Source organism: Mitsuaria chitosanitabida ATCC BAA-476 = NBRC 102408 (assembly GCF_001598255.1).
GTDB classification, from domain to species: domain Bacteria; phylum Pseudomonadota; class Gammaproteobacteria; order Burkholderiales; family Burkholderiaceae_C; genus Roseateles; species Roseateles chitosanitabidus.
Genome location: NZ_BCYP01000008.1, coordinates 84,782 through 108,446, shown reverse-complemented (window position 1 = coordinate 108,446; position 23,665 = coordinate 84,782). Strand labels below are relative to the sequence as shown.

Genomic DNA, 23,665 nt, shown 5'->3' with positions numbered 1-23,665 from the left:
CTGGGGTGAGGGTCTTCAGAGGGTGGCGCTCGACAGCGCACGCTGAAGCAGCCTCCCCGGCGCCTCCCGGTACACCAGCTCCACGACCTGCTTCGCCCGCGACACCGCGACGTAGAAGCGGTGCCGCTCGTCCTCGTCGAGCCCGTCGAAGGTCTGCGTGCCGTCGAGCCTGTCCGCGCCCAGCCCCGGCACGATCACGTGCTCGAACTCCAGGCCCTTGGCCTGCTCGATCGTCGACAGCACGATCCGCTGCCGCGCGGTCCAGTCGTCCTGCCGCCGCTCCTCCTGGGCGCGGATCACGCCCAGCATCTCGGTGATGGTCAGGAAGTTCTCCCGGATGACGATGTTCTCCAGCCCCCGCACCGAATCGGCCGCGTCGCGGATCGCTTCCTCCCGCACCAGCACCTGCTCGGCCAGCCGGCCCATCTGCAGCGCCTCCAGCGCCGTGACCAGGTCCGGCACGCGGTCCGTGCTCGCGATCGTCATCGCCGTGCGGATGCGTTCCGCCCCCGGCGTGCGCGGGGTACGCGTCAGCAGGTCCTCCAGCATGAACTGCTGGAACGCGCTCACCGGCGCCCGCAGGATCTTCGCGCGAGTCTCCGGATCGTCGCCACCATCGGGGTGCGGCAGCGCGCCCCCGATGAACTCCCACGTCGCCAGCTTCGCCGCCTCGAACGAGGCCGGCGTGAACGCGTCCTGGCAGTTCACCGCCGCCGCCAGCAACAGCCGCACGAACAGCACTTCCGGCCGGCTCGTGTAGCTCGCGAAACCGGCGGTCTCGTAGTCCACGCCGCGGTTGGCCAGCTCGTACTCCAGGTCCAGCGCCGCGCTCGGGTGCCGCAGCAGCACGGCGATCTCGTTGAGCGGCGTCCTGGGGAGCTCCGCCAGCCGGCGGTCCCGCAGCGCGCGAATGTGCAGCGCCAGCTCCAGCGTGCTGTCGATGCGCAGCACCTCGATCCGCCCCGCCCGGCCCACGGGCGCCGGATACGCCTTGCGCGCGAAACCGCCCAGCAGATCGGCAATCCCCGGCCCGAAGCGCTGCGCCTGCGTCAGCGTCAAGCGCTCCGCCCGGCCGAACTCGACCTTGAACCCGTTGCGCAGGAAGTAGGCATCGGCGCCGCTCTCCGCGTGGATGACCTGGTCCACGTCGCCCACGCCGGTGAAGGGGACGTCCGGGTACTGCGCCAGCACGGCCTTCAGCACCGTGGCCATGGCCCAGTTCATGTCATGGAACTCGTCGACGAAGACCGCCTGGATCCCGCCCATGCGCAGCGGATGGTTGTCGACGCCGAAGGCGGGATCCTCGGCGCTCAGGGCGCGGGCCATGTCGTAGGTCGCGTCGCCGACGTAGCGGAAGCGCGCCTCGTTGCGATCGGCGCCGCCTTCCAGGCGCTCGGCCTCGTAGGCGCCGAAGATCGCCAGCGTCGGATACGGGAAGCCCGTGTCCTCGGCCGTCGCGGGGGTGAGCCGGAAGTCCTCGTCCTGGCGCCGCAGCACCAGGGAGCCCTTGATCCGCTCGAAGTCCTTGAGCAGCTGCTCGACGATCAGGTGGCCGGTGCCGCCGAGGGTCAGGTCCTCCCCGCGCGCCCTGGCCTGCTCGCGCGCCGTCCCGATCGCGGCGAGCACCGTCTCCCGCACCTCCTCCGGACGCGTCAGCATCGGCACCGCGACGCCTTCCATCTTGCGCAGGCGGGCGGCGCAGAACTCGTCGAAGGTGCCGATGCGCAGCCCGTCGCAGACGCTGGCGGGCGCGCCGTGGCGGCGCAGCGTGCGCCGGATGGCCTCGCAGCCGGCGCGGGTGAAGCTCAGCATCAGGATGCGCCGCGGATCCACGCCCTGCCCGATCAGACGCAGCGCGCGCAGGCACAGCACCGTCGTCTTGCCCACGCCGGCGTTGGCTTCCACGATGACCCGTCGCGCGGTGGCCTGCTCGATGCGAGCCTGCTCCTCCGTCGGCGTGAACGGGGCTTGCTTCCATGCCATGGGGGCGTCTTTCCTGTCTGCGGGGCTCGCGGTGAGCGGGCCCGCATTGTCCGCGACGACGGATCAGCCCTGGGGAATCCGGTGGCGCAGCGGCTCGCCGCGCTCGAAGGCGGTGATGCTCTCGATGGTCGTGGCCATGATCTGGCCGATGGCCTCGACGGTGAAGAAGGCCTGGTGGCCGGTCACGATCACGTTGGGGAAGGACACCAGGCGCTGGATGACGTCGTCGGTGATGATGGTCGAGGACAGGTCCTGGAAGAACAGGCTGGCCTCCTGCTCGTAGACGTCGATCGCGAGCCCGCCCAGCTGGCCCGTCTTCAGCGCCTGGGTCGCGGCCTCGGTGTCCACCAGGCCGCCGCGGCTGGTGTTGACCAGCACCACGCCCGGCTTCATCGAGGCCAGCGCCTGGGCATCGATGATGTGGCGCGTCGCCTCGGTCAGCGGGCAGTGCAGCGAGATCACGTCGGACGTCGCGATCAGCTCGGGCAACGGCACGTAGCGCGCGCCCAGCTGCTCGAACTCGGGCCGCGGGAAGGCGTCGTGGCCCAGCACCTCGCAGCCGAACCCGCGCAGGATGCGGGCGAAGATCGTGCCGATCTTGCCGGTCCCGATCACCCCCACGGTCTTGCCGTGCAGGTCGAAGCCCATCAGGCCGTCCAGCTCGAAGTTGCCGTCCCGCGTGCGGGACACGGCCCGCGCGATCTTGCGGTTCACCGCCAGCAGCAGGCCCACCGCGAACTCCGCCACCGAGTACGGCGAGTAGTCGGTCACCCGCACCACCTCGATGCCCAGCCGCGCCGCGGCCACCGCGTCCACGTGGTTGAAGCCGGTGGACCGCGTCGCGACCAGGCCGGTGCCCTGGCGCGCCAGGATCTCCATGACCGCCGCGTCGACGCTGTCGTTGACGAAGACGCAGACCGCGCGGCAGCCGGACGCCAGCGGGGCGGTCTCGGCGGTCAGGCGGTCCTGGATGAAGACCAGCTCGTGCCCGGCCTGCTCGTTCGCGCGGGTGAGCAGCGACTGGTCGTAGCGCCGTGTGCTGAAGACTGCTGTTTTCATCGTTCCCCCTGAAGGACGAGCGGGCCTCTGCCGCGAAAGGTCCCCATTACACTCGATCGCCCCCACCACCGCGCAACAAGTGACCCCATGAACTGGTTCAGTCATTTCCTGAGCGCCCAGCCCCTGCTGGCCCTGTTCCTGACCATCGCGATCGGTTACTGGCTGGGCTCGCTCAGCGTGCGCGGCTTCGCGCTCGGGTCCGGCGCGGTGCTCTTCGTGGGCCTGGCGGTCGGCGCGCTGGTGCCGACGCTGACCCTCCCGCCGCTGCTGGGCAACCTGGGCCTGATGCTCTTCCTCTACGGCGTGGGCATCGCCTACGGCGCGCAGTTCCTGCGCGGACTCAGCAGCGCGGCCGGCATGAAGGCCAACGCGGCGGCGCTGATCGCGGTGCTGGCGGCGCTGGGCCTGACGCTGGCGGCCGTCGCCTGGTGGCCGGACATGGAGCTGTCCAAGGCGCTGGGCGCCTATGCCGGCGCGGGCACCAGCACGGCGGCGCTGCAGGCGGCCATCGCGGTCTTCGGCACCGCGTCGGCGACGGGCTACTCGGTCGCCTATCCGGTCGGCGTGGCCATCCCCATCCTGATGCTGGGGCTCTACAACGCGTGGCGCAGGCCCGTGCTGGCGCAGACCCGGCCGGCGACCCTGCTCGTGGAGGAGGTCGACGTCGAGGAGTTCAGCGTGCTGGGCATGAGCATCGCCAGCATCTCCCAGACCCTGCCGACCGGCGTCACGATCGCGGCCCTGCGTCGCGGCCATCACAACCTCGGCGCGACGCCGCAGACCGAGCTCCAGCGTGGTGACGTGCTCGCGCTCACGGGGACTGACCGCGCCGCCCTGCGCCACGCCGCGCTGCGCCTCGGCCCCGCCGATCCCGGCCGCATGCTGCGCGACCGCAGCGAGCTGGACTACGGCCGCTTCTTCGTCTCCAGCCCCGCCGTCGCCGGCAAGCGCCTGTCGGAACTGACGCTGCCGCCTGAGCTCGGCGCCCGCATCCTGCACCTGCGCCGCAGCGACGTGGATCTGGCCCCGCACGAGGACCGGATCTTCGAGTTCGGCGACCGCGTGGGCGTGCTCGCGCCGCGCGAGAGCTTCGCCGCGTTGAGCAAGCTCTTCGGGGATTCGGTGCGCGGCACCGGCGAGGTCGGCTACATCGGCCTGGGCGTGGGCGTCACGCTGGGCCTGGCGCTGGGCGCCATCGTCTGGCCGCTGCCGCTGCTCGGCCGCTTCTCGCTGGGTTTCGCGGGCCTGCTGCTGGTGGCGCTGATGCTGGGCTGGCGCCGCCGCACCGGTCCGCTGCAATGGGCGATGCCGCTGTCCGCCAACCTGGTGCTGCGCAATTTCGGGCTGACCGTCTTCCTGGCGGTGGTCGGCATCTCCTCGGGCGCCACCTTCGCGGCCACCGTCGCGCACAGCGGCCTGATGTACCTGCTGCTGGGCAGCGCCATCGTCGCGACCCTGGTCGCGGTGACGCTGATCGTCGCGGTCGGGATCTTCCGGCTGCCCTTCGACACCGCGGCCGGCGTGGTCGCCGGGGCCACCGGCAACCCGGCCATCCTGGGCTTCGCCAACCGCATCGCGCCGACCGACAAGCCCGACATCGGCTACGCGATGATCTTCCCGTCCATGACGGTGGTGAAGATCCTGCTGGTCCAGGCGGTCGCGCTGTGGGGTGGCTCGACCTGACCCCAGGGACCCATCGCGCTCGCGCGGCCGCGCGGGTCGGCGCTCACCACATGCCGATGAGCTTCCACCACGCGGTGCCGACGACCGCGAAGATCGCCAGCTCGACCACGCACATCACCGCGCCGACCTTCCACCACTGGCCCATGGTCACGTAGCCGCTGCCGAAGATGATGGGCGAGGTGCCGGTCGCGTAGTGGGTCAGCGTCATCATGATCCCGGAGCCGGCCGTCATCATGAGCATGAAGGGGACGACGTAGTCGGCCGGGATCAGCTGCGCGCCGACGGTGAGGAAGGCCAGCATCATGGCGCTGATGTGGGCGGTGGTGCTCGCGAACAGGTAGTGCGAGAACACGAAGATCCCTACCAGCACCGCCGCGACGGCGGGCCAGCCCATGCCCGAGGCCTCGATGGCGTCGCGCATGTTGCCGGAGAACCAGCCGATCACGCCCAGCTTGTTGAGCTGCTCCGCCAGCATCACCAGCGCGCCGAACCACACCAGCGTGTCCCAGGCGCTCTTCTCGGAGAGCACGTCGTCCCAGTCGATGGTGCCGGTGATGATCAGCGCGAAGAGCCCGAGGAAGGCCACGACGGTGGGGTCCAGCGTGAAGGCCGGGCCGAGGAGCATCGCGGGCACGTTGGCCCACAGCAGCAGCATCAGTCCGAAGACGCCCAGCATCACGCGCTCCTTGCCGCTGAGCGGGCCCATGCGGGTCAGCTCGCCGCGGGCGAAGTCGACGGCGTTGGGCGTGGCCTTGAGCTGCGGGGGCGCCAGCGCGTAGATCACCAGCGGCATCAGCAGCAGGCACAGCAGGCCGGGCAGCAGCATGCACAGCGCCCAGGTGGTCCAGCTCAGGTGCAGCGACTGGCCGGTGGCCTTGGCGACGTAGTCCACCACCAGCGGATTGGGCGCGGTCGCGGTCAGGAACATCGCCGAGGTGATCGGATTGGCGTGGTAGTTCACCAGCGCCAGGTAGGTGCCGACCTTGCCCTGCGTGCCCTTGGCGGGGTCGGAGTCGAAGGCGCCGGCGATCGACTTCATGATCGGGTGCACGATGCCGCCGCCGCGCGCGGTGTTGCTGGGCGTGAACGGCGCCAGCACCAGCTCGCAGACGGTCAGGCCGTAGCCGATGCCCACGGTGCGCTTGCCCATCAGCGCGATGAACATCAGCCCGATGCGGTTGCCCAGCCCGGTCTTCTTCAGGCCGCGCGAGATCAGGATGGCCACGACGATCAGCCAGATCAGCGGGCTGGAGAAGCTGCTGAGCGCGTCGGCGATCGCGCCCTTGGACGACCCCGAGGTCACCTGCGTCAGCGAGACGATGACGATGGCCATCATCGCCATCACGCCGATGGGCATGACCTTGAGGATGATGGCCACGATGGTGGTCAGGAAGATCGCCACCAGCCGCCAGGCTTCGGGCTTGAGCCCCTGCGGGACGGGGATCAGCAGCAGCAGGATCAGCACGCCCGTGGTGATGAGGGCGGGGGTCAGCCGGAAGGGCACGACCGACATGAAGTAGCGGTAGATCGCCGCGAGTCGCTTGAGCATCTCTGTAGTCCTCCCTGTGGATGTGCGCGGGGCACGGGGGCATCTTCGCTCACCCGCGCGGCGGGGCGACAGGCGCCGGATCAAAGGACGAGGCGGCAAGGTCGTCCGTGGCGCACGGCGGCGAGGCAACAGGCATGCCGTGCCCCGGGCCCGGATGTCCTCGCGAGACCCTGACACCGCCCTCGGGCGGTGTCAGCACTTTGCCGACACGCACAGGCGCCACGGGCGGACAGCGGGCGCCGGCTCTGGGCGGCATCGCGCCGGTCGCGGCTGCGGGAGACTGCCGCAAACACCCACCGAGGCCTGTCATGAAGATTCTTCTCGTCGATCCTTGCGACCTCTGGATGGCGACGCTGCGCCGCCGCCTCCAGGACGTGCCGGGCGCCACCGTGGTGGCGCAGGTCTCCCGCGAGGCCGACGCCGTCATGACGGCCACGCTGTGCCGCCCCGACGTGATCCTGTGCGACGTCGCGCTGGAGAAGGGCTCGGGCCTCTCGGTCGTGCGCCACCTGCGCAAGGCGGGTTTCCGTGGCGCGGCCTACGTGGTCAGCAACGCCGACGAGTGCCTGGTCGCCCACCGCTGCGCGGAGGCCGGCGTGAACGGCTTCTTCGATCGGGAGATGGAGATCGACGACCTCCTGCGCACGCTGCGGACCCTGGGCGCCACGCCGCTGACCTTCGGCCAGCCCAAGATGCGCCTCGCCGAGGCGGCCTGACCCGGCGCCCTCGCCCCACCCGCGACACCCTGGCCCCCGGAAGCGAACATGACGGTCCTCGACGCAGTCACCCCATCGCTCGCCGCCGACCTCTCTGCCGCCACCTCGCGCCGACCGCCGGCCGTGGCGCTCACCGACGGCGAGATGCTGCGCGACGAGCTGGCGGGCCTGCTCGCCAGCCCCCGCCACGACGCCGCCTGGCTGTCCCGCCTCCAGGGCGCGGTCACCGAGCTCGAGACCCTGATGGCGGGCAATCCGGACGAGTTGCTCTACTTCCTCATCCACGCCTGTTCCCAGCACACGGCGCAATACAGCGCGACGCACGCGATGATCTGCGCCGTCGTCGCCGGTCTGGTGGTGCGGCGCTGTGACTGGCCGGCCGAGCAGGGCCGCGCGCTCACGCTCGCCGCGATCACGATGAACCTCAGCATGACCGAGCTCCAGGACCGGCTGGCCGACCAGGCCGACGCGCCGTCCGACGAGGAGCGCGCGCTCATCCGCGACCATGCGCAGGAAAGCGCCCGCCTGCTGCGCGCGGCCGGCGTCCGGGACGAACTGGCGCTGGCCATCGTCGAGGGCCACCACACCCGCAGCCACAGCGCGGAACTCGAATCGCTGGATCCGGCGGGCAAGCTCAGCGAGGTGCTGCGCCGCATCGACGTCTACACCGCCAAGCTCAGCCGCCGCCGGCAGCGCCCCGCGTCCACGCCCGCCCTGGCGGCGCGCGACGCGCTCATGGACGAACAGGGCCGCCCCGACTCGCTGGGCATGGTGCTGCTGCGCGTGCTGGGGCTGTATCCGCCGGGATCCTGGGTCGAGCTGGTCAACGGCGACACGGGCCTGGTCATCGGGCGCGGCGAGCGCGCCCACACCCCGCAAGTCGCGGCGGTGCGCCGCGTGGACGGCGGCATCTATCCGCAGCCGGTGCTGCGCGACACCACGCTGCGCGGCTTCGCCGTCACCCATGGCCTGCGCCACTCGGACATGCGGATCTCCCTGAATCACGCGAAGGTGGTGGCCTGCGGGGCTTGAGGCTGCGATATTCGCGGCTTCGCGCATCTCCCCGCCTCCATGCCCAACACCCGCCTGCCGTCCCTGAGGTTCCTGATCGGCTTCGAGGCCGCCGCCCGCCTCGGCAACTACTCGCGCGCCGCCGACGAGCTCTGTCTCTCCCAATCGGCGATCAGCCACCAGATCGCGCAGCTCGAGCAGCACGTGGGTCAGCCGCTGTTCCGTCGCCAGGGACGCGGCGTCGAGCTGACCGTCGCCGGCCGGCTGCTCTTCGAGAGCGTCGGCAAGTCGCTGGACCAGATCCGCGGCGGCCTGGCCCGCATCGAGACCTACATGGACGAGCACCTGGTGACGGTGGTCTGTCCGGCACCGATCGCCCACGGCTGGCTGCAGCCGCGGCTGGACCTGCTGCACCGGGCGCATCCGCGGCTGGTGCCCATCGTGTCGGTCGACGAGACGGCCCGCTACATCGACGAGCTGGACGTGGACATCGCGATCACGCGGGAGCCGCTCAAGCAGCAGGGCGTGCACGAGGTGCCGCTGCTGGACGACGCGCTGATCGCCGTCGCCGCGCCCGCGCTCGCGGCCCGGCTGCCAGCCAGCAAGCCCGAGGTCCATGGGGAGCGCGCCGGCCTGCTCTGCCTGGAGGACGACCTGACCAGCGAGGACATCGGGCCGTTCATCCGCGAGCATTTCGCCGGCCTGCCGCGCCGCGCGATCTACGACGACCCGCGTCTGCTGCTGGATGCCTGCCTGCGCGGCCGCGGCGTCGCGCTGCTGTCGCGCCTGATGGCGGACGACGCGCTGCGGGAGGGGTCGCTCAAGCGGCTCAAGGCCTATCCCGCGCGGCCCGCGGGCCGGCTGTGGATCTCCCGCATCGAGGGCGAGCCGCGGATGCCGCTGGTCAAGGACGTGTTCGACGGTCTGCTGGCCTACGCCGCCGCCTCGAGCTGACTCCCGAGCACGGCGTGTTCGGCGCCGATATGAGCGCTATCGATCAATCCAGGCCAGAAACATCAGTTTTTCTGCAGGAACAAGCCGGAAAGAATCCGGCCTTCTCAGCAGAAACCCTGACATGACCACCCGACGCGCCCTGCTCTCCCTGTCCGCCCTCGGCCTGATGACCGCCAGCCTTTCCGCCTGCGGCGGCGGTGGTGGCGAGGCGGCTCCCGGCCCCGCGCCCACGCCGGCGCCGCCACCGCCGCCCGCCCCCGACGCCTGGCGCATGCCCGATGAGGGCGGCCCGCAGCGCGCCGTCTGGATGGCCTTCGCGGCGAGCCCCACGGTCTGGAAGGCCTCCCAGATCGAGCCGGTGCGCCAGGCGCTGGCGCGCATCGCCAACGCGATCGGCCAGCACGTGCCGGTCAAGATGCTGGTCGGGCCCGACGACCTCGACCGTGCCCGGCAGCTCTGCGGCCCGCAGGTCACCCTGATCGAGCACGCCATCGATGACCTCTGGATGCGCGACACCGGCTGCGTGTTCGTGCGCAACGGCCGCGGCGAACGCGCGGCGGTCAGCTTCAACTTCAATGGTTGGGGTGGCAAGCAGACCCACGCCCGGGATGCCACCGTGGCGGCCCGCATGGCCGAGCTCGGCGGCGTGCCGCTGCTGCGCAGCCGGCTGGTGCTGGAGGGCGGCGGCATCGAGGTCGACGGCGAAGGCACCGCCATCATCACGGAGAGCTGCGTCCTGAACACCAACCGCAACCCCGGCGTCAGCAAGGCCGACGCGGAGCAGGAGCTGCGACGGGTGCTCGGCATCGAGAAGGTGATCTGGCTGCCCGGCATCGTCGGCAAGGACATCACCGACGGCCACACCGACTTCTATGCGCGCTTCCTGAAGCCCGGCGTGGTCGCGGCGGCGCTCGAGGTGGACGAGTCCAGCTTCGATCACGCCGTGACCCGCCGTCACCTGGAGATCCTGGCGCAGGCCAGCGACGCGCGCGGCCGGCCCCTGCGCATCGTTCAGCTGGCGACGCCGCGCCAACTGCGGCCCACGCACGCGAGCAAGGGCTTCGCGGCCGGCTACGTCAACTTCCTGCTGACGGAGCGCGCGCTGTTCCTGCCCGAGTTCGGCGATGCCGACGCCGATCGCGCGGCGCGCGAGGCGCTCGCCGCCGAACTGCCCGGGCGCGTGATGGTGAGCCTGGACATCGACGTCATCGCCGCGGGCGGCGGTGGCATCCATTGCACGACCCAGCAGGAGCCGGCCTAATCGTGCGACAGCAAGGAGCCCTCATGGATCTCGGTCCCTCCTCCCGCCGCCTCGCGCTGAGGCGTCTCGGCCTGATCGGCGGCCTGGCCCTCGCCCCGGGGATGTCGGTGCTCGCGGGGACGGGCGCTCGCGCCGAGGCCGCCGACGCCGCGGGCTGGCGCATGCCGGACGAGGCCGAGCGCCACGCAGCCACCTGGATGTCCTTCGGCCCCTCGGAGGACGTCTGGGGCCGCGCCCTGCTGCGGCCGGTGCGCGAGCACCTCGCCGGCATCGCGCGCGCCATCGCGGCCTTCGAGCCGGTGCGCCTGTTCGCCCGCGAGGAGGACGTGGCGCTGGCCCGCCGCCTGTGCGGCGCCGGCGTCGAGGTGCTGGCGCAGCCCGTGGACGACCTCTGGATGCGCGACACCGGGCCGGTGTTCGTTCGGGACCGACGCGGCCGGATGGCCGGCGTCGACTTCAACTTCAATGGTTGGGGCGGCAAGCAGGTCCACGCGCACGACGCCGAGGTGGCGGCCGCGGTCGCGGACGAGGTCGGCGTGACGCGGCTGGAGAGCACGCTGGTGCTGGAGGGCGGCGGCATCGAGGTCGACGGCCAGGGGACGGCGATCATCACCGAGAGCTGCGTGCTGAACGCCAACCGCAACCCTGGGGTCGGCAAGGCCGAGGCCGAGCAGGAGCTGCGGCGCCTGCTGGGCATCGAGAAGGTGATCTGGCTGCCCGGCATCGCGGGCAAGGACATCACCGACGGCCACACCGACTTCTACGCGCGCTTCACCCAGCCGGGCACGGTGGTGGCCGGGTCGGACGAGGATCCCGCGTCCTACGACCATCCGGTGACGCGCCGCCATCTGGAGATCCTGCGCGGCGCGATCGATGCGCGCGGACGCCGGCTGAAGGTCATCGTGCTGCCGGGCCCTGGCAGCGTGCGGCCGGCCTTCGAGCGCCCCGAGTTCGCGGCCGGCTACATCAACTTCTATGTCTGCAACGGCGCCGTCATCGCGCCGCAGTTCGGGGACACGCGATCGGACGCGAATGCGCGCGCGATCCTGCGCGAGCAGTTCCCGGGCCGGGAGATCGTGCAGCTCGACATCGACGCCATCGCCGCGGGTGGCGGCGGGATACATTGCACGACGCAGCAGCAGCCGGCCTGACGCGCCATCGACGCGGGCCGGCTGGTCATCCGGCTGTCCATCGACGACGGGGAGTCCTCATGATTCGCTTGATCCTGGCAGCCGCCCTCGCGGCGGTCTTCAGCGGCGCGACGACGGCGCAGACCGTGCATCCGAGCATCCCGGATGCCGACTTGCCCAAACTCATCGCGGCGCTCGACCAGAAGCACTTCGACGCGTTCAACCATTGCGACACGGACACGCTCGTCGCGCTCTACGCGCCGGACGTCGAGTTCTTCCACGACCTGAACGGACGCGTGATGAACCGCGATCAGTTCATTCAAGCGGTCAAGAAGAACATCTGCGGCAAGGTGCAACGCCGCGCGCTGCCGGACACGATCGAGGTCTATCCGATGGCCAAGGTCGGAGCGCTGGAGATCGGTCAGCACTGCTTCGCCGAGGTCGGCAAGTCCGATTGCATCCAGCGCGGCCGATACACCATTCTCTGGCGCTTCGACGGCACCGACTGGCGGATCTCCAAGGTCTTCAGTTATGACCATCGGCCGATGGCGGGCGGGTGAACGCGCAGGGCGTCCGGCTGGCGGACCTGCCGGACCGGCCGGACCGGCCAACAAAAAGCGCCTAGGTGCTCGGGGCACTTAGGCGCTTTGGAGGTCATGACGCGTCATGACCTGAAGAGATGGTGGAGCCGGCGGGAATTGAACCCGCGTCCGCAAGCCTTCGCCGGGCAGTTCTACATGCTTAGCTTTCTGGTTTGGTTCTCGTCCGGCCCGTCGCGCAGAAGCACGCTACCGGCCAGACCAGCACCCTAAATCTCGCCGTCACCCAAGGTGCACGAATGACAGCCAGCCAATGTGAATAACCTCTCTGTGTCAGGACTTGCGTCCCGTCACCCGGCCCATCGGCCAACCGGTGAGAGGTCCGCGGGGTTTAAGCCGCGAGAGCGTACGTTTGATCGTTCGCAGTTGGTTTGTTCCAGATGGATTTACGAGGTGCCTGGCCCTCGGCATGCCCTACTCCGACTCCGTACCCACGTCGAAACCAGGTCGGCCCCAGAGAGAGAAGTCTCAGATTATGCCAGCGCGCCCGACTTCAAGACCTCGACGGCGGCATTTTTGTTCCGCAACCAATCGACCAGTTGCGCGGGCGTGTCGATGACGACGTCCGCGCCCCACGCGTCGATCGGCTCGCCCTGCCCGAGGTAGCCCCAGCGCACCGCCACGGTCGGCATGCCCGCCGCGCGGCCAGCCAGGATGTCGCGGGCATCATCGCCCACGTACACGCACTCGGCGGCAGACACGCCAGCCCGGCGCGCAGCTTCGAGCAGCGGTTCGGGCCGCGGCTTGGAGAACGGCGTGGTGTCGCCGCCCACGACCGCGGCAGCCCGCGCCGCCCAGCCCAGGCCCTGCGCCAGCGGCAAGGCGAAGCGCTCCGACTTGTTGGTCACGATGCCCCAGCTGAACCCGTCCGCGCGCAGCGTCTCGAGCATGGCCTCGACATCGTCGAAGGGTCGCGTCGCGCGCAGCAGGCGTTGCTCGTAGCGATCGAAGAACTCGTCGCGCAAGGCGGGGAACGCGGTCTCCATCGGCCCCACGTTGAAGGCGATGCCCATCATCCCGCGCGCGCCGGCGCCCACCATGGGCCGCAGCCGCTCGAACGGAACCTCGGGCAACCCGCGCGCGAGCAGCATCTCGTTCGTCGCGCCGGCGAGATCCGGCGCGCTGTCGACCAGGGTTCCGTCCAGATCGAACAGCACCGCGCGAATCAGTGACGGGAGCGCCTCGGTTGTCACGGAGATCGGCGTCACAGCGGTCATGCGGGGCGCCGGCAGGCGAGTAGGTAGTTGACGTCGGTATCCGCGCCCAGCGCGTAACGCTGCGTGATCGGATTGAAGCTCAGGCCCTTGGCGCCCTGCACTTCCAGACCCGCGTCGCGGCACATCTGCGCCAGCTCGGACGGGCGGATGAAGCGCGCATATTCATGCGTGCCGGCGGGCAGCATGCGCAACAGGTATTCCGCGCCGACGATGGCCAGCAGGAAGGCCTTCGCATTGCGGTTCAGCGTGGACAGGAAGACCCAGCCGCCCGGCTTCACCAGCCGGCCCAGCGCGTTCACCACGGATGCGGGATCGGGGACGTGCTCCAGCATCTCCATGCAGGTCACGACATCGAACGATTCGGGGCGCTGCGCGGCCAGATCCTCGACCGCGATCTCCTGATAGGCGATGTGCTCGGTGCCCGCTTCCATCGCGTGCAGCTCGGCCACGCGCAGCGACTTGGTCGCCAGGTCGATACCCAGCACGTTCGCGCCCCTGCGGGCCATCGAATCGGCCAGGATGCCGCCACCGCAACCGACGTCCAGTGCCGACTTCCCCTGCAACGGGCACTGCCCGTCGATCCAGTTCAAGCGCAACGGATTGATCTGGTGCAGCGGCTTGAATTCACTTTCGGTATCCCACCAGCGGTGGGCCAGTTCGCTGAATTTCTCCAGCTCTTTTGCATCGACGTTCGCCATGGGGCGCAATGGTAGCCGAGCGCATGCCCTGGGATGCCCGATTCCCGCGATCCCGCCTGCCATCGGATCAAAGCCGTCATCGCGTCCGATGACACAGGCATGAAAAAACCCCGCGAGCCTTGCGGCTGGCGGGGTTCCGGCGAGCGCCCCGAAAGGCGCTGCGCAAGTCCGTTTACTTGACGGCGCGGGTACCGACCACTTCGATTTCGACGCGGCGGTTCTTGGCGCGGCCTTCCGCGGTCTTGTTGTCGGCGATGGGCTGCTTCTTGCCCTTGCCTTCGGTGTAGACGCGGTTCTTTTCCAGACCCTTCGACACCAGGTACGCCTTCACCGCTTCGGCGCGACGCACCGACAGCTTCTGGTTGTAGGCGTCCGTGCCGACGCTGTCGGTGTGGCCGACGGCGATGATCACTTCCAGGTTGATGTCACCGGTCTTGGAGACCAGATCATCCAGCTTGGACTTGGCTTCCGGCTTCAGGACCGACTTGTCGAAGTCGAAGAAGGCGTCAGCGGCGTAGGTGACCTTCTCGCTGGAGGCCTTCGCCACCGGGGGCGGGGGCGGGGGCGTGACAGCAGCCGGAGCGACGGGAGCCGGAGCGGCGACCGGAGCCTGGGCGACGACGGGCTTCAGCGCGCCGTCGCAGTCCTTGGCGGCCGTGGCCGGGGTCCAGAAAGCATCGCGCCAGCAGAGCTCGTTGGTGCCGTTCTTCCAAACGGTGCCGTCCGTTGCGCGCCAGTTGTCCACGGTTTGGGCCATTGCGCCCGAGGTGGCCACAGCGGCGACAGCGAAGAGCGACGCCACGCGGTTCAGTTTCTTCATGATTCTCCTCTCAAGGATAGGCCGCAGTTGCCCTGCGAAACGTCCAATGTCGGAACTAAAAACCTTAGGGGACCCAGACCAAGGGTTTCTCCTAGGGACGAACCGATTGTGCCATAGGGCAACAGGACGCCTTCATTCTCGCGGACGGCACCGCTCCTGTTCATGAACCTGTTGCGCAGGCACTACAAGCGGGCGCAATTAGAATCACCGACTTCTGCTCTCTCCCGAGGCCGGCGCTCGTGCGCGCGCGGCCTGCATGCGCATGACCCAGTTCGCCAAGGAAACCCTGCCGATCAGCCTCGAAGAGGAGATGCGCCGCAGCTACCTGGATTACGCGATGAGCGTGATCGTGGGACGCGCGCTCCCCGACGCGCGTGACGGCCTCAAGCCGGTGCATCGCCGCGTGCTGTTCGCGATGCACGAGCTGAACAACGACTGGAATCGACCGTACAAGAAGTCGGCCCGTATCGTCGGCGACGTCATCGGTAAGTACCACCCGCACGGCGACAGCGCCGTGTACGACACCATCGTGCGGATGGCGCAGGACTTCTCGCTGCGCCACATGCTGGTGGACGGCCAGGGCAATTTCGGCTCGATCGACGGCGACAACGCCGCGGCGATGCGATACACCGAAATCCGCTTGTCGAAAATCGCGCACGAAATGCTGGCCGATATCGACAAGGAAACTGTCGACTTCGGGCCGAACTACGACGGCTCGATGAAAGAGCCGCTGGTTTTGCCGACCCGCCTGCCCAGTTTGCTGGTCAACGGCAGCGCCGGTATCGCGGTCGGCATGGCGACGAATATCCCGCCGCACAACCTCAACGAGGTCGTCGACGCCTGCCTGCACTCGCTGAAGAACCCGGAGTGCACGATCGACGAGCTGATCGAGCTCATCCCGGCCCCTGACTTCCCCACCGCCGGCATCATCTACGGCCTGTCGGGCGTGCGCGAGGGCTACCGCACCGGCCGCGGCAAGGTCGTGATGCGCGCGAAGGTCCACTTCGAGGACATCGACCGCGGCCAGCGTCAGGCGATCATCGTCGACGAGATCCCGTACCAGGTGAACAAGAAGACGCTGCTGGAGCGGATCGCCGAGCTGGTGCAGGAAAAGAAGATCGAAGGCATCAGCCACATCCAGGACGAGTCCGATCGCACCGGCATGCGCATCGTGATCGAGCTCAAGCGTGGCGAGGTTCCCGAGGTCGTCCTGAACAACCTCTACAAGCAGACGCAGCTGCAGGACAGCTTCGGCATGAACATGGTGGCGCTGGTCGACGGCCAGCCCAAGCTGTGCAACCTGAAGGACCTGATCACGGTCTTCCTGGAGCACCGCCGCGAGGTCGTCACCCGCCGCACCATCTTCGAACTGCGCAAGGCCCGCGAGCGCGGCCATCTGCTCGAAGGCCTGGCCGTCGCGCTGGCCAACATCGACGACTTCATCGAGATCATCAAGCGCAGCCCCACCCCGCCGGTCGCCAAGGCCGAGCTGATGGCGCGCGCCTGGGATTCGTCGCTGGTGCGCGAGATGCTGCAGCGCGCCGAGGGCGAGGCCGCCGGCGGCCGCAACGCCTACCGTCCGGAAGGCCTGCCCGCGCAGTACGGCATGCAGGAGGACGGCCTCTACAAGCTGTCCGACGAACAGGCCGGCGAGATCCTGCAGATGCGCCTGCAGCGCCTGACCGGCCTGGAGCAGGACAAGATCGTCGGCGAGTACCGCGACGTGATGGCCCAGATCGCCGATCTGCTCGACATCCTGGCCACGCCCGCCCGCGTGACGACGATCATCGGCGAGGAACTGGTCTCGCTGAAGCAGGAGTTCGGCCAGACCAAGCTGGGCGCGCGCCGCAGCGTGATCGAGCACAACGCGCAGGAACTCGGCACCGAGGACCTGATCACCCCGACCGACATGGTGGTGACGCTCTCGCACACCGGCTACATCAAGAGCCAGGCGCTGAGCGAGTACCGCGCCCAGCGCCGCGGCGGCCGCGGCAAGCAGGCCACCGCGACCAAGGATGACGACTGGATCGACCAGCTCTTCATCGCCAACACGCACGACTGGATGCTGTGCTTCAGCAACCGCGGCCGCGTGTACTGGCTCAAGGTCTGGGAAGTGCCGCAAGGCTCGCGCAACGCGCGCGGCAAGCCCATCGTGAACATGTTCCCGCTGCAGCCGGAAGAGAAGATCAACGTCATCCTTCCGTTGACCGGCGAGTTCCGCTCGTTCCCGGAGGACCACTTCATCTTCTTCGCGACCGCGCTGGGCACCGTCAAGAAGACCTCGTTGAAGGACTTCAGCAACCCGCGCAAGGCCGGCATCATCGCGGTCGACCTGGACGACGGCGACTACCTGATCGGCGCCGCGCTGACCGACGGCCAGCACGACGTGATGCTGTTCTCCGACGGCGGCAAGGCGGTGCGCTTCGACGAGGACGACGTCCGCCCGATGGGCCGCCAGGCCCGTGGCGTGCGCGGCATGATGCTTGAGCCCGACCAGCGCCTGATCGCCATGCTGGTGGCCGAGGACGAGACGCAGAGCGTGCTGACCGCGACCGAGAACGGTTACGGCAAGCGCACCAGCATCGTCGAGTACACCCGCCACGGCCGTGGCACCAAGGGCATGATCGCCATCCAGCAGAGCGAGCGCAACGGCAAGGTCGTCGCGGCGACGCTGGTGCGCCCCGAGGACGAGATCATGCTGATCACCGATACCGGCGTGCTGGTGCGCACGCGGGTGTCCGAGATCCGCGAGCTGGGCCGCGCGACGCAGGGCGTCACGCTGATCTCGCTGGACGAGGGCGCGAAGCTCTCGGGCCTGCAGCGCATCGTCGAGAACGATGCCAATGAGACCGATCTCTCCGAACAAGCCGGCGGCGACGCCGGTCCCGATGCCGGCGACGCCGTGGGCGGCGCGGGCGACTCCACTCCCGACGTGAAGGAATGACCTTGCTGAAGACTGTTCAAGCCGGCCTTGTTGCCGCAGCCCTCCTGGCGAGCCCGATCGCCTTCGCCCAGAAGGCCGACTCGTCGCCCGCGAAGAAGGACCTGATCGCGCGCATCCTGAAGCTGCAGCAACCCGCCATCGAGGCGCTGACCATCGGCGTGCTGAGCCGCCCGGTCAACGAGCTGGCCGCCAAGGCCGCCCCGGCCCTGCGCAACGTCCCGGAGGCCAAGCGCGAAGCCGTGGCCAAGCAGATCGACGCCGACCTGCGCAAGTTCATGGACGACAACGGCCCCGGCCTGGTCGACAAGGGCAAGGTCCTGGTCCCGCAGACCATGGGCGTCGCGCTGGACGAGAAGTTCACCGAGGACGAGCTCAAGCAACTGGTCGCCTGGCTGGAATCCCCCGTCAGCAAGAAGTTCGCCGAAAGCGCGCAGGACCTGCAGACGATCTACACGAAGAAGCTGATCGACGACAACGGCAAGCAGCTGGACGAGAAGTTCACCGCGCTGCAGCAGAACGTCGCCAAGCAGCTGGGCATGGACGGCGGCCCGGCGGCCCCGGCCTCGGGCGCCAAGGCCGCCCCGAAGACCACGCCGAAGAAGTAAGCTCGTCGACGGCGGCCCAGGGCCGCCGCGCGAGTCCCGGGGCGCGCGCAGCGCGACGCAGGTCGCGTCGACCGCGCCCCGCCGGTCTTTCCCGGGGCCGCGACCGACGTCGCCGTCGAGCCCGCTCGACACGCCGCGCCGCTCCGGCCCTTGTCCGCCGCAACCCCAGAGCGCCCATGCAAGCAGTCCGTCCCTTCAACTTCTCCGCCGGCCCCGCCGCCCTCCCCCCCGAGGTGCTGACGCAGGTCGCCGAAGAGATGCTCGACTGGCACGGCTCCGGCATGGGCGTCATGGAGATGAGCCATCGCGGTCGCGAGTTCATCTCGATCTACGAGGCGGCGGAAGCCGACCTGCGCGAGTTGCTGCAGGTCCCGAAGAATTTCCGCATCCTGTTCATGCAGGGCGGCGGCCTGGGCGAGAACGCCATCGTCCCGATGAATCTCTCGGGCGGCGGCGCGGTCGACGTGGTCGTCACCGGCTCCTGGTCCAGGAAGAGCGCGGGCGAGGCCAAACGCTACGCCGACGTGCGCATCGCCGCCGACGGCGCCTCGCTGAACGCCGAGAAGCGCCACCTCGACATCCCCGACGCGGCCTCCTGGCAACTGCGCCCGGACGCGGCCTACGTCCACGTCTGCACCAACGAGACCATCGACGGCATCGAGTTCCAGTCGCTGCCCGACCTCAAGGCCCTGGGCTGCGATGCCCCGCTGGTGATCGACTTCTCGTCGCACGTGGCCTCGCGCCCGGTCGATTGGAGCAAGGTCGGCGTCGCCTTCGCCGGCGCGCAGAAGAACATCGGCCCGGCCGGCCTGACGCTGGTGATCGTGCGTGAGGACCTGCTGGGTCGCGCGCTCCCGATCTGCCCCTCGGCCTTCGACTACAAGATCGTGGCCGAGGCGGAATCGATGTTCAACACCCCGCCGACCTTCGGCATCTACGTTGCCGGGCTGGTTTTCCAATGGCTCAAGCGCTTCGAGTACGCCGGCAAGACCGGCCTCGCGGCGATCGAGCAGCGCAACATCGACAAGGCCGCCCTGCTGTATCAGGCGCTGGACGGCTCGTCGCTCTATGAGAACCGCGTGGCGGCGCATTGCCGCTCGCGGATGAACGTCCCATTCTTCCTCCGCGACGAGCGTCTGAACGACGCTTTCCTGGCCGGTGCCAAGGAGCGGGGGCTGCTGCAACTCAAAGGCCACAAGTCGGTGGGCGGCATGCGGGCATCGATCTACAACGCGATCCCGCTGGAGGGTGTGCAAGCCCTGGTGAGCTACCTGAAGGATTTCGAGAACCGACATGGCTGAAGCCGACCCGACCCCGAACCCCGACGCCGCGGCGATCCCCGCGGCGGCCGCCGATCCCGAGCTCGCCGCGCTGCGCGTGCAGATCGACGCGCTGGACAGCCAGCTGCTGTCGCTGCTGAACGAGCGCGCCCATGTGGCCGAGCAGGTCGGCGAGATCAAGCGCCGCGACGGCACCCCGTTCTTCCGTCCCGACCGCGTCGCCCAGGTCATCGCCAAGATCAAGACGGCGAACCAGGGCCCGCTCAAGGGAGAGCACGTGGCCGCCATCTGGCGCGAGATCATGTCCGCCTGCCTGGCGCTGGAATCCCCGCAGCGCGTCGCCGTGCTGGGCCCCTTCGGCACCTTCTGCGAGCAGGCCGCGATCGAGTACTTCGGCGGCGCCGCCGACCTGATCTACTGCAACAGCTTCGACGAGGTCTTCCACGCGACCGCCTCCGGCAGCGCGCAGTACGGCGTCGTCGGCGTGGAGAACATGACCGAGGGCGTGGTGACGCGCTCGCTGGACCTGTTCCTGCACACGCCCACGCACGTGGTCGGCGAGGTCAGCCTGCTGATCCGCCACAACCTGCTGCGCAAGGAGAACTCGCTCGAGGGCATCGAGGCGGTGCTGGCGCATCCGCAGGCCCTGGCGCAGTGCCAGAACTGGCTGTCCAAGCACCTGCCCAACGCCGAGCGTCGCGCGGTGTCCAGCAACGCCGAGGGCGCCCGGCTGGCCGCGCAGAACCCGGCCTACGCCGCGATCGCCAGCGAGCGCGCGGCGACGCTGTTCGGCCTGCACATCACCGCGCACGCGGTGCAGGACGAGGCCTACAACCGCACCCGCTTCGCGGTCATCACGCTGCCGCAGACCATGGCCACGCCCCCCGCGACCGGCCGGGACTGCACCAGCCTGATCGTCTCGGTGGCCAACCGCCCCGGCGCGATGCACGACCTGCTGGTCCCGCTGAAGAAGCATGGCGTGTCGATGACGCGTCTGGAGTCGCGCCCGGCCCGCACCGGCCAGTGGGAGTACTACTTCTACATCGACCTGGACGGCCACCCGTCGCAGCCGCACGTGGCCGCGGCGCTGGCGGAACTGCGCGAGCTCTGCGCGTTCTACAAGGTCATCGGTTCCTATCCATTGAAGGCTTGAAGGGCTCCCCGCGATGTTCAACCAACTCGGCGTGATCGGTTGCGGCCTGATGGGCGGCTCGTTCGCGCTGGCCATGAAGAAAGCCGGCCTGGTGCGCCGGGTGGTCGGCTACAGCAAGAGCCCGTCCACGACCGAGACGGCGCGTCGCATGGGCGTGATCGATCTGGCCGCGGAATCGGCGCTGCTGGCGGTGTCCGGCTCGGACATCGTGCTGCTGGCCGTGCCCGTCGCGGCCACCGAGTCCACGCTCAAGGCCATCCGCCACCTGGTGCGCAGCGACGTGCTGCTGATGGACGTGGGCTCGACCAAGAGCGACGTCGTCGAGGCCGCCCAGCGCGCGCTGGGCAAGCAGCTCTCGAGCTTCGTGCCCGCGCATCCGATCGCGGGCAAGGAGAGCTCGGGCGTGCAGCACGCCGACGCCGCGCTCTACCAGGGCCGCCAGGTCATCCTCACGCCCCTGGACCAGACCCGTCCCGAGCTGGTGCAGAAGGCCACCGACGTCTGGTCGGCGCTGGGCTGCCAGGTGCTCAAGATGGCCCCGCACCATCACGACGAGGCCTTCGCCGCCGTCAGCCACCTGCCCCACCTGCTGGCCTACGCCTACTTCAGCTCGGTGGCGAAGCAGCCCTCGGGGCGCGACTTCCTGAGCCTGGCCGGCCCCGGCTTCCGCGACTTCACCCGCATCGCCGCGAGCGATCCGGCCGTGTGGCGCGACATCCTGATGGCCAACAAGCAGGACCTGCTGACCCAGTCGCAGCGCTTCCGCGAGGTGCTGGACCAGCTGGAGCAGGCCATCCGCGCCGGTGACGCGCACACCCTCGAGACGATGATCCGCCAGGCCTCGGAAGGCCGCGCGCAGTGGCAGCTCGGCGGCCCGGCCGCGTCCTCGCCCAAGTCCAAGTAACCCCTTTCCCGACGGCGCGCCGCGCGCGCCCGACCGCGACATGTACAAGATCCCCTTCCTGGACCTGCCGCCCCTGCGCGGCGCCGCCGGCACCGTCCAACTGCCCGGCTCCAAGAGCATCTCCAACCGCGTGCTGCTGCTGGCGGGCCTGTCGGAGGGCGTGACCCTGGTGCACGACCTGCTGGCCTCGGACGACACCAAGGTCATGCTGGCCGCGCTGCGCGAGCTGGGTTGCGTGCTGGAGCAGCACGCCGACGGGGCACTCGCCGTGACCGGCATCGGCGGCACCTTGCGCACGCGCGAGGCCAAGCTCTTCCTGGGCAACGCCGGCACGGCGATGCGTCCGCTGACCGCCGCGCTGGCGCTGCTGGCCGCGACGCAGGGCGGCAGCTTCGAGCTCTCCGGCGTGCCCCGCATGCATGAGCGCCCGATCGGCGACCTGGTCGACGCGCTGCGCGCGCTGGGCTGCCCGATCGACTGCCTGGGCCAGGAGGGCTACCCCCCGCTGCGTCTGAGCGGCCCGTCCGCGCTGACGCTGGACGCCCCGGTGCGCGTGCGCGGCGACGTGTCCAGCCAGTTCCTGACCGCCCTGCTGCTGGCGCTGCCGCTGGTGGCCGAGAAGGACGTGGTCATCGAGGTCACCGGCGAGCTCATCTCCAAGCCCTATGTGCACATCACGCTGGAGCTGCTGGCGCGCTTCGGCGTGCAGGTCCGGCGCGACGCCGACTGGCAGCGCTTCGTCATTCCGGCCGGCAGCCGCTATCGCTCGCCGGGCGAGGTGCATGTCGAGGGCGACGCCTCGTCGGCGTCCTACTTCGTCGCGCTGGGCGCGATCGCCGCCACCGACGCCCCGATCCGCATCGAGGGCGTGGGATCGAGCTCCGTTCAAGGTGACGTGCGTTTCGTCGAGGCCGCGCAGGCCATGGGCGCGCAGGTCGAGATCAGCCCGAACTGGCTGGAGGTCCGCCGCGGCGCTTGGCCGCTCAAGGCGCTGGACCTGGACTGCAACCACATCCCGGACGCCGCGATGACGCTGGCCGTCATGGCGCTGTACGCCGACGGCCCGACGACGCTGCGCAACATCGCTTCCTGGCGCGTGAAGGAGACGGACCGCATCGCCGCCATGGCCACCGAGCTGCGCAAGCTCGGCGCCAGCGTCGAGGAAGGTCAGGACTGGCTGCGCGTGCATCCGCTCAAGGCCTGGAAGCCGGCGGCGATCCACACCTATGACGACCACCGCGTCGCAATGTGCTTCTCGCTGGCCGCGTTCAACGGCCTGCAGGAGGACCGCATCGGCGCCGCCGTGCCCGTGCGCATCCTGGACCCGCAATGCGTGGCCAAGACCTTTCCGGACTACTTCGAGACGCTGTTCGGCGTGGTCCGCGCGAATCCCGAGGACATCCCCGTCATCACCATCGACGGCCCCACCGCCTCCGGCAAGGGCACGCTGACCGACGAGGTCGCGCAGGCGCTGGGCTACGAGGTGCTGGACTCGGGTGCGCTGTATCGCGTGACCGGGCTGGCGGCCTCGCGCCATCACATCGACCTCAGCGACGGCGACGCGGTCGCGGCCATCGTGCCGACGCTGGACCTGAAGTTCGAGGGCGGCCGCGTGCTGCTGGACGAGGAGGACGTCTCCGCCGACCTGCGCCAGGAAGCCACTGGCCTGATGGCCTCCCAGGTGGGCGCCCACGGCGCGGTGCGCCGCGCGCTGCATCAGCTTCAGCTGGACTTCCGCCGCCTGCCCGGTCTGGTGGCCGACGGCCGCGACATGGGAACGGCCATCTTCCCCGAGGCGGCGCTCAAGGTCTTCCTCACCGCCAGCGCCGCCACGCGGGCCGAGCGGCGCTACAAGCAATTGATTTCCAAGGGAATTCCGGCTAATATCGAAGGCTTGCGCGCTGATCTCGAAGCGCGGGACGCACGCGACAAGGGTCGCAGCGCGTCCCCGCTGCAGGCCGCCGCGGACGCGATCGAGCTGGACAACTCGCAGCAGACCATCGGGGAATCCCGTGATCTGGTGCTGAGCTGGTGGCAGGAACGCGGCCCGTTCCAGGCCTGAAGCGCCTTCAGGTCGACACGCAAACAGGAGCGTCACC

General features: G+C 69.5%; 19 protein-coding genes and 1 other RNA gene. 13 read left to right on the top strand and 7 right to left on the bottom strand.

Annotated elements, in window-relative coordinates:
- Positions 1-15 precede the first annotated feature (15 nt).
- Complete coding sequence (locus MCHT01_RS05885) at positions 16-1,983, bottom strand: UvrD-helicase domain-containing protein (RefSeq protein WP_067063617.1); 1,968 nt, start codon at positions 1,981-1,983, stop codon at positions 16-18.
- A gap of 63 nt (positions 1,984-2,046) precedes the next feature.
- Positions 2,047-3,042 (bottom strand): 2-hydroxyacid dehydrogenase, encoded by a 996-nt coding sequence (locus MCHT01_RS05880; protein WP_067063615.1) that lies wholly within the window; start codon positions 3,040-3,042, stop codon positions 2,047-2,049.
- An 87-nt stretch (positions 3,043-3,129) separates the two neighbouring features.
- Here MCHT01_RS05880 and MCHT01_RS05875 point away from each other — a divergent pair, with 87 nt between their 5' ends.
- Positions 3,130-4,725: an aspartate:alanine exchanger family transporter gene (locus MCHT01_RS05875; RefSeq protein WP_067063613.1), complete on the top strand. Its 1,596-nt coding sequence runs from the start codon at positions 3,130-3,132 to the stop codon at positions 4,723-4,725.
- Positions 4,726-4,768: 43 nt separating this feature from the next.
- On the opposite strand, the gene MCHT01_RS05870 is transcribed toward MCHT01_RS05875, so the two are convergent.
- A complete protein-coding gene (locus MCHT01_RS05870; RefSeq protein WP_067063610.1) occupies positions 4,769-6,274 on the bottom strand; it encodes a DASS family sodium-coupled anion symporter in 1,506 nt (501 codons plus the stop codon).
- A 308-nt stretch (positions 6,275-6,582) separates the two neighbouring features.
- Here MCHT01_RS05870 and MCHT01_RS26675 point away from each other — a divergent pair, with 308 nt between their 5' ends.
- The 6 genes from MCHT01_RS26675 (at position 6,583) to MCHT01_RS05840 (ending at position 11,906) form a co-directional block, all read left to right on the top strand.
- Complete coding sequence (locus MCHT01_RS26675; protein WP_169806099.1) at positions 6,583-6,990, top strand: response regulator; 408 nt, start codon at positions 6,583-6,585, stop codon at positions 6,988-6,990.
- Positions 6,991-7,038: 48 nt separating this feature from the next.
- The gene (locus tag MCHT01_RS05860) at positions 7,039-8,022 is read left to right on the top strand and encodes an HD-GYP domain-containing protein (protein WP_067063606.1); all 984 of its coding nucleotides are present in this window, start codon (positions 7,039-7,041) and stop codon (positions 8,020-8,022) included.
- Between the two features lie 39 nt (positions 8,023-8,061).
- On the top strand, positions 8,062-8,955 hold the full coding sequence (locus tag MCHT01_RS05855; RefSeq protein ID WP_067063604.1) for a LysR family transcriptional regulator: 894 nt from the start codon (positions 8,062-8,064) through the stop codon (positions 8,953-8,955).
- Positions 8,956-9,076: 121 nt separating this feature from the next.
- Positions 9,077-10,216 (top strand): agmatine deiminase family protein, encoded by a 1,140-nt coding sequence (locus MCHT01_RS05850; RefSeq protein ID WP_067063602.1) that lies wholly within the window; start codon positions 9,077-9,079, stop codon positions 10,214-10,216.
- A gap of 23 nt (positions 10,217-10,239) precedes the next feature.
- A complete protein-coding gene (locus MCHT01_RS05845; protein ID WP_218017872.1) occupies positions 10,240-11,367 on the top strand; it encodes an agmatine deiminase family protein in 1,128 nt (375 codons plus the stop codon).
- 59 nt (positions 11,368-11,426) lie between these two features.
- Positions 11,427-11,906 carry a nuclear transport factor 2 family protein gene (locus MCHT01_RS05840; protein ID WP_067063599.1) on the top strand — a complete coding sequence of 160 codons (480 nt, stop codon included), beginning with the start codon at positions 11,427-11,429 and terminating at the stop codon, positions 11,904-11,906.
- A gap of 120 nt (positions 11,907-12,026) precedes the next feature.
- Here the strand turns inward: MCHT01_RS05840 and ssrA are convergent.
- The 4 genes from ssrA to ompA form a co-directional block, all read right to left on the bottom strand.
- Positions 12,027-12,400: a transfer-messenger RNA gene (gene ssrA, locus MCHT01_RS05835) on the bottom strand.
- 18 nt (positions 12,401-12,418) lie between these two features.
- Positions 12,419-13,162 (bottom strand): phosphoglycolate phosphatase, encoded by a 744-nt coding sequence (gene gph, locus MCHT01_RS05830; RefSeq protein ID WP_067063597.1) that lies wholly within the window; start codon positions 13,160-13,162, stop codon positions 12,419-12,421.
- A complete protein-coding gene (ubiG, locus tag MCHT01_RS05825) occupies positions 13,159-13,860 on the bottom strand; it encodes a bifunctional 2-polyprenyl-6-hydroxyphenol methylase/3-demethylubiquinol 3-O-methyltransferase UbiG (protein ID WP_067063595.1) in 702 nt (233 codons plus the stop codon). Before ubiG ends, gph begins: the two co-directional genes overlap by 4 nt.
- A 172-nt stretch (positions 13,861-14,032) precedes the next feature.
- Entirely contained in the window at positions 14,033-14,680 is a 648-nt protein-coding gene (gene ompA, locus MCHT01_RS05820) for an outer membrane protein OmpA (RefSeq protein WP_067063593.1), read from the bottom strand.
- A gap of 262 nt (positions 14,681-14,942) precedes the next feature.
- On the opposite strand from ompA, the gene gyrA reads away from it, so the two are divergent.
- From gyrA to MCHT01_RS05790, 6 genes are all read left to right on the top strand, one after another.
- Positions 14,943-17,624 (top strand): DNA gyrase subunit A, encoded by a 2,682-nt coding sequence (gene gyrA, locus MCHT01_RS05815; RefSeq protein WP_067063652.1) that lies wholly within the window; start codon positions 14,943-14,945, stop codon positions 17,622-17,624.
- 2 nt (positions 17,625-17,626) lie between these two features.
- Positions 17,627-18,229 (top strand): DUF2059 domain-containing protein, encoded by a 603-nt coding sequence (locus MCHT01_RS05810; protein ID WP_067063590.1) that lies wholly within the window; start codon positions 17,627-17,629, stop codon positions 18,227-18,229.
- Between the two features lie 176 nt (positions 18,230-18,405).
- On the top strand, positions 18,406-19,530 hold the full coding sequence (gene serC, locus MCHT01_RS05805; RefSeq protein ID WP_067063588.1) for a 3-phosphoserine/phosphohydroxythreonine transaminase: 1,125 nt from the start codon (positions 18,406-18,408) through the stop codon (positions 19,528-19,530).
- A complete protein-coding gene (pheA, locus tag MCHT01_RS05800; RefSeq protein WP_067063586.1) occupies positions 19,523-20,662 on the top strand; it encodes a prephenate dehydratase in 1,140 nt (379 codons plus the stop codon). The genes serC and pheA overlap by 8 nt, the downstream gene beginning before the upstream one ends.
- Positions 20,663-20,675: 13 nt before the next feature.
- A complete protein-coding gene (locus MCHT01_RS05795) occupies positions 20,676-21,566 on the top strand; it encodes a prephenate dehydrogenase (RefSeq protein ID WP_067063583.1) in 891 nt (296 codons plus the stop codon).
- 40 nt (positions 21,567-21,606) lie between these two features.
- Positions 21,607-23,628, top strand: a complete 2,022-nt coding sequence (locus MCHT01_RS05790; protein WP_067063582.1) for a bifunctional 3-phosphoshikimate 1-carboxyvinyltransferase/cytidylate kinase — start codon at positions 21,607-21,609, stop codon at positions 23,626-23,628.
- Positions 23,629-23,665: the final 37 nt, after the last annotated feature.

Bases quoted from the DNA above. Each gene is read 5' to 3' on its own strand.
- MCHT01_RS05885 (WP_067063617.1), bottom strand. From the start codon at position 1,983: ATGGCATGGAAGCAAGCCCCGTTCACGCCGACGGAGGAGCAGGCTCGC.
- MCHT01_RS05880 (WP_067063615.1), bottom strand. From the start codon at position 3,042: ATGAAAACAGCAGTCTTCAGCACACGGCGCTACGACCAGTCGCTGCTC.
- MCHT01_RS05875 (WP_067063613.1), top strand. From the start codon at position 3,130: ATGAACTGGTTCAGTCATTTCCTGAGCGCCCAGCCCCTGCTGGCCCTG.
- MCHT01_RS05870 (WP_067063610.1), bottom strand. From the start codon at position 6,274: ATGCTCAAGCGACTCGCGGCGATCTACCGCTACTTCATGTCGGTCGTG.
- MCHT01_RS26675 (WP_169806099.1), top strand. From the start codon at position 6,583: ATGAAGATTCTTCTCGTCGATCCTTGCGACCTCTGGATGGCGACGCTG.
- MCHT01_RS05860 (WP_067063606.1), top strand. From the start codon at position 7,039: ATGACGGTCCTCGACGCAGTCACCCCATCGCTCGCCGCCGACCTCTCT.
- MCHT01_RS05855 (WP_067063604.1), top strand. From the start codon at position 8,062: ATGCCCAACACCCGCCTGCCGTCCCTGAGGTTCCTGATCGGCTTCGAG.
- MCHT01_RS05850 (WP_067063602.1), top strand. From the start codon at position 9,077: ATGACCACCCGACGCGCCCTGCTCTCCCTGTCCGCCCTCGGCCTGATG.
- MCHT01_RS05845 (WP_218017872.1), top strand. From the start codon at position 10,240: ATGGATCTCGGTCCCTCCTCCCGCCGCCTCGCGCTGAGGCGTCTCGGC.
- MCHT01_RS05840 (WP_067063599.1), top strand. From the start codon at position 11,427: ATGATTCGCTTGATCCTGGCAGCCGCCCTCGCGGCGGTCTTCAGCGGC.
- gph (WP_067063597.1), bottom strand. From the start codon at position 13,162: ATGACCGCTGTGACGCCGATCTCCGTGACAACCGAGGCGCTCCCGTCA.
- ubiG (WP_067063595.1), bottom strand. From the start codon at position 13,860: ATGGCGAACGTCGATGCAAAAGAGCTGGAGAAATTCAGCGAACTGGCC.
- ompA (WP_067063593.1), bottom strand. From the start codon at position 14,680: ATGAAGAAACTGAACCGCGTGGCGTCGCTCTTCGCTGTCGCCGCTGTG.
- gyrA (WP_067063652.1), top strand. From the start codon at position 14,943: ATGACCCAGTTCGCCAAGGAAACCCTGCCGATCAGCCTCGAAGAGGAG.
- serC (WP_067063588.1), top strand. From the start codon at position 18,406: ATGCAAGCAGTCCGTCCCTTCAACTTCTCCGCCGGCCCCGCCGCCCTC.
- pheA (WP_067063586.1), top strand. From the start codon at position 19,523: ATGGCTGAAGCCGACCCGACCCCGAACCCCGACGCCGCGGCGATCCCC.
- MCHT01_RS05795 (WP_067063583.1), top strand. From the start codon at position 20,676: ATGTTCAACCAACTCGGCGTGATCGGTTGCGGCCTGATGGGCGGCTCG.
- MCHT01_RS05790 (WP_067063582.1), top strand. From the start codon at position 21,607: ATGTACAAGATCCCCTTCCTGGACCTGCCGCCCCTGCGCGGCGCCGCC.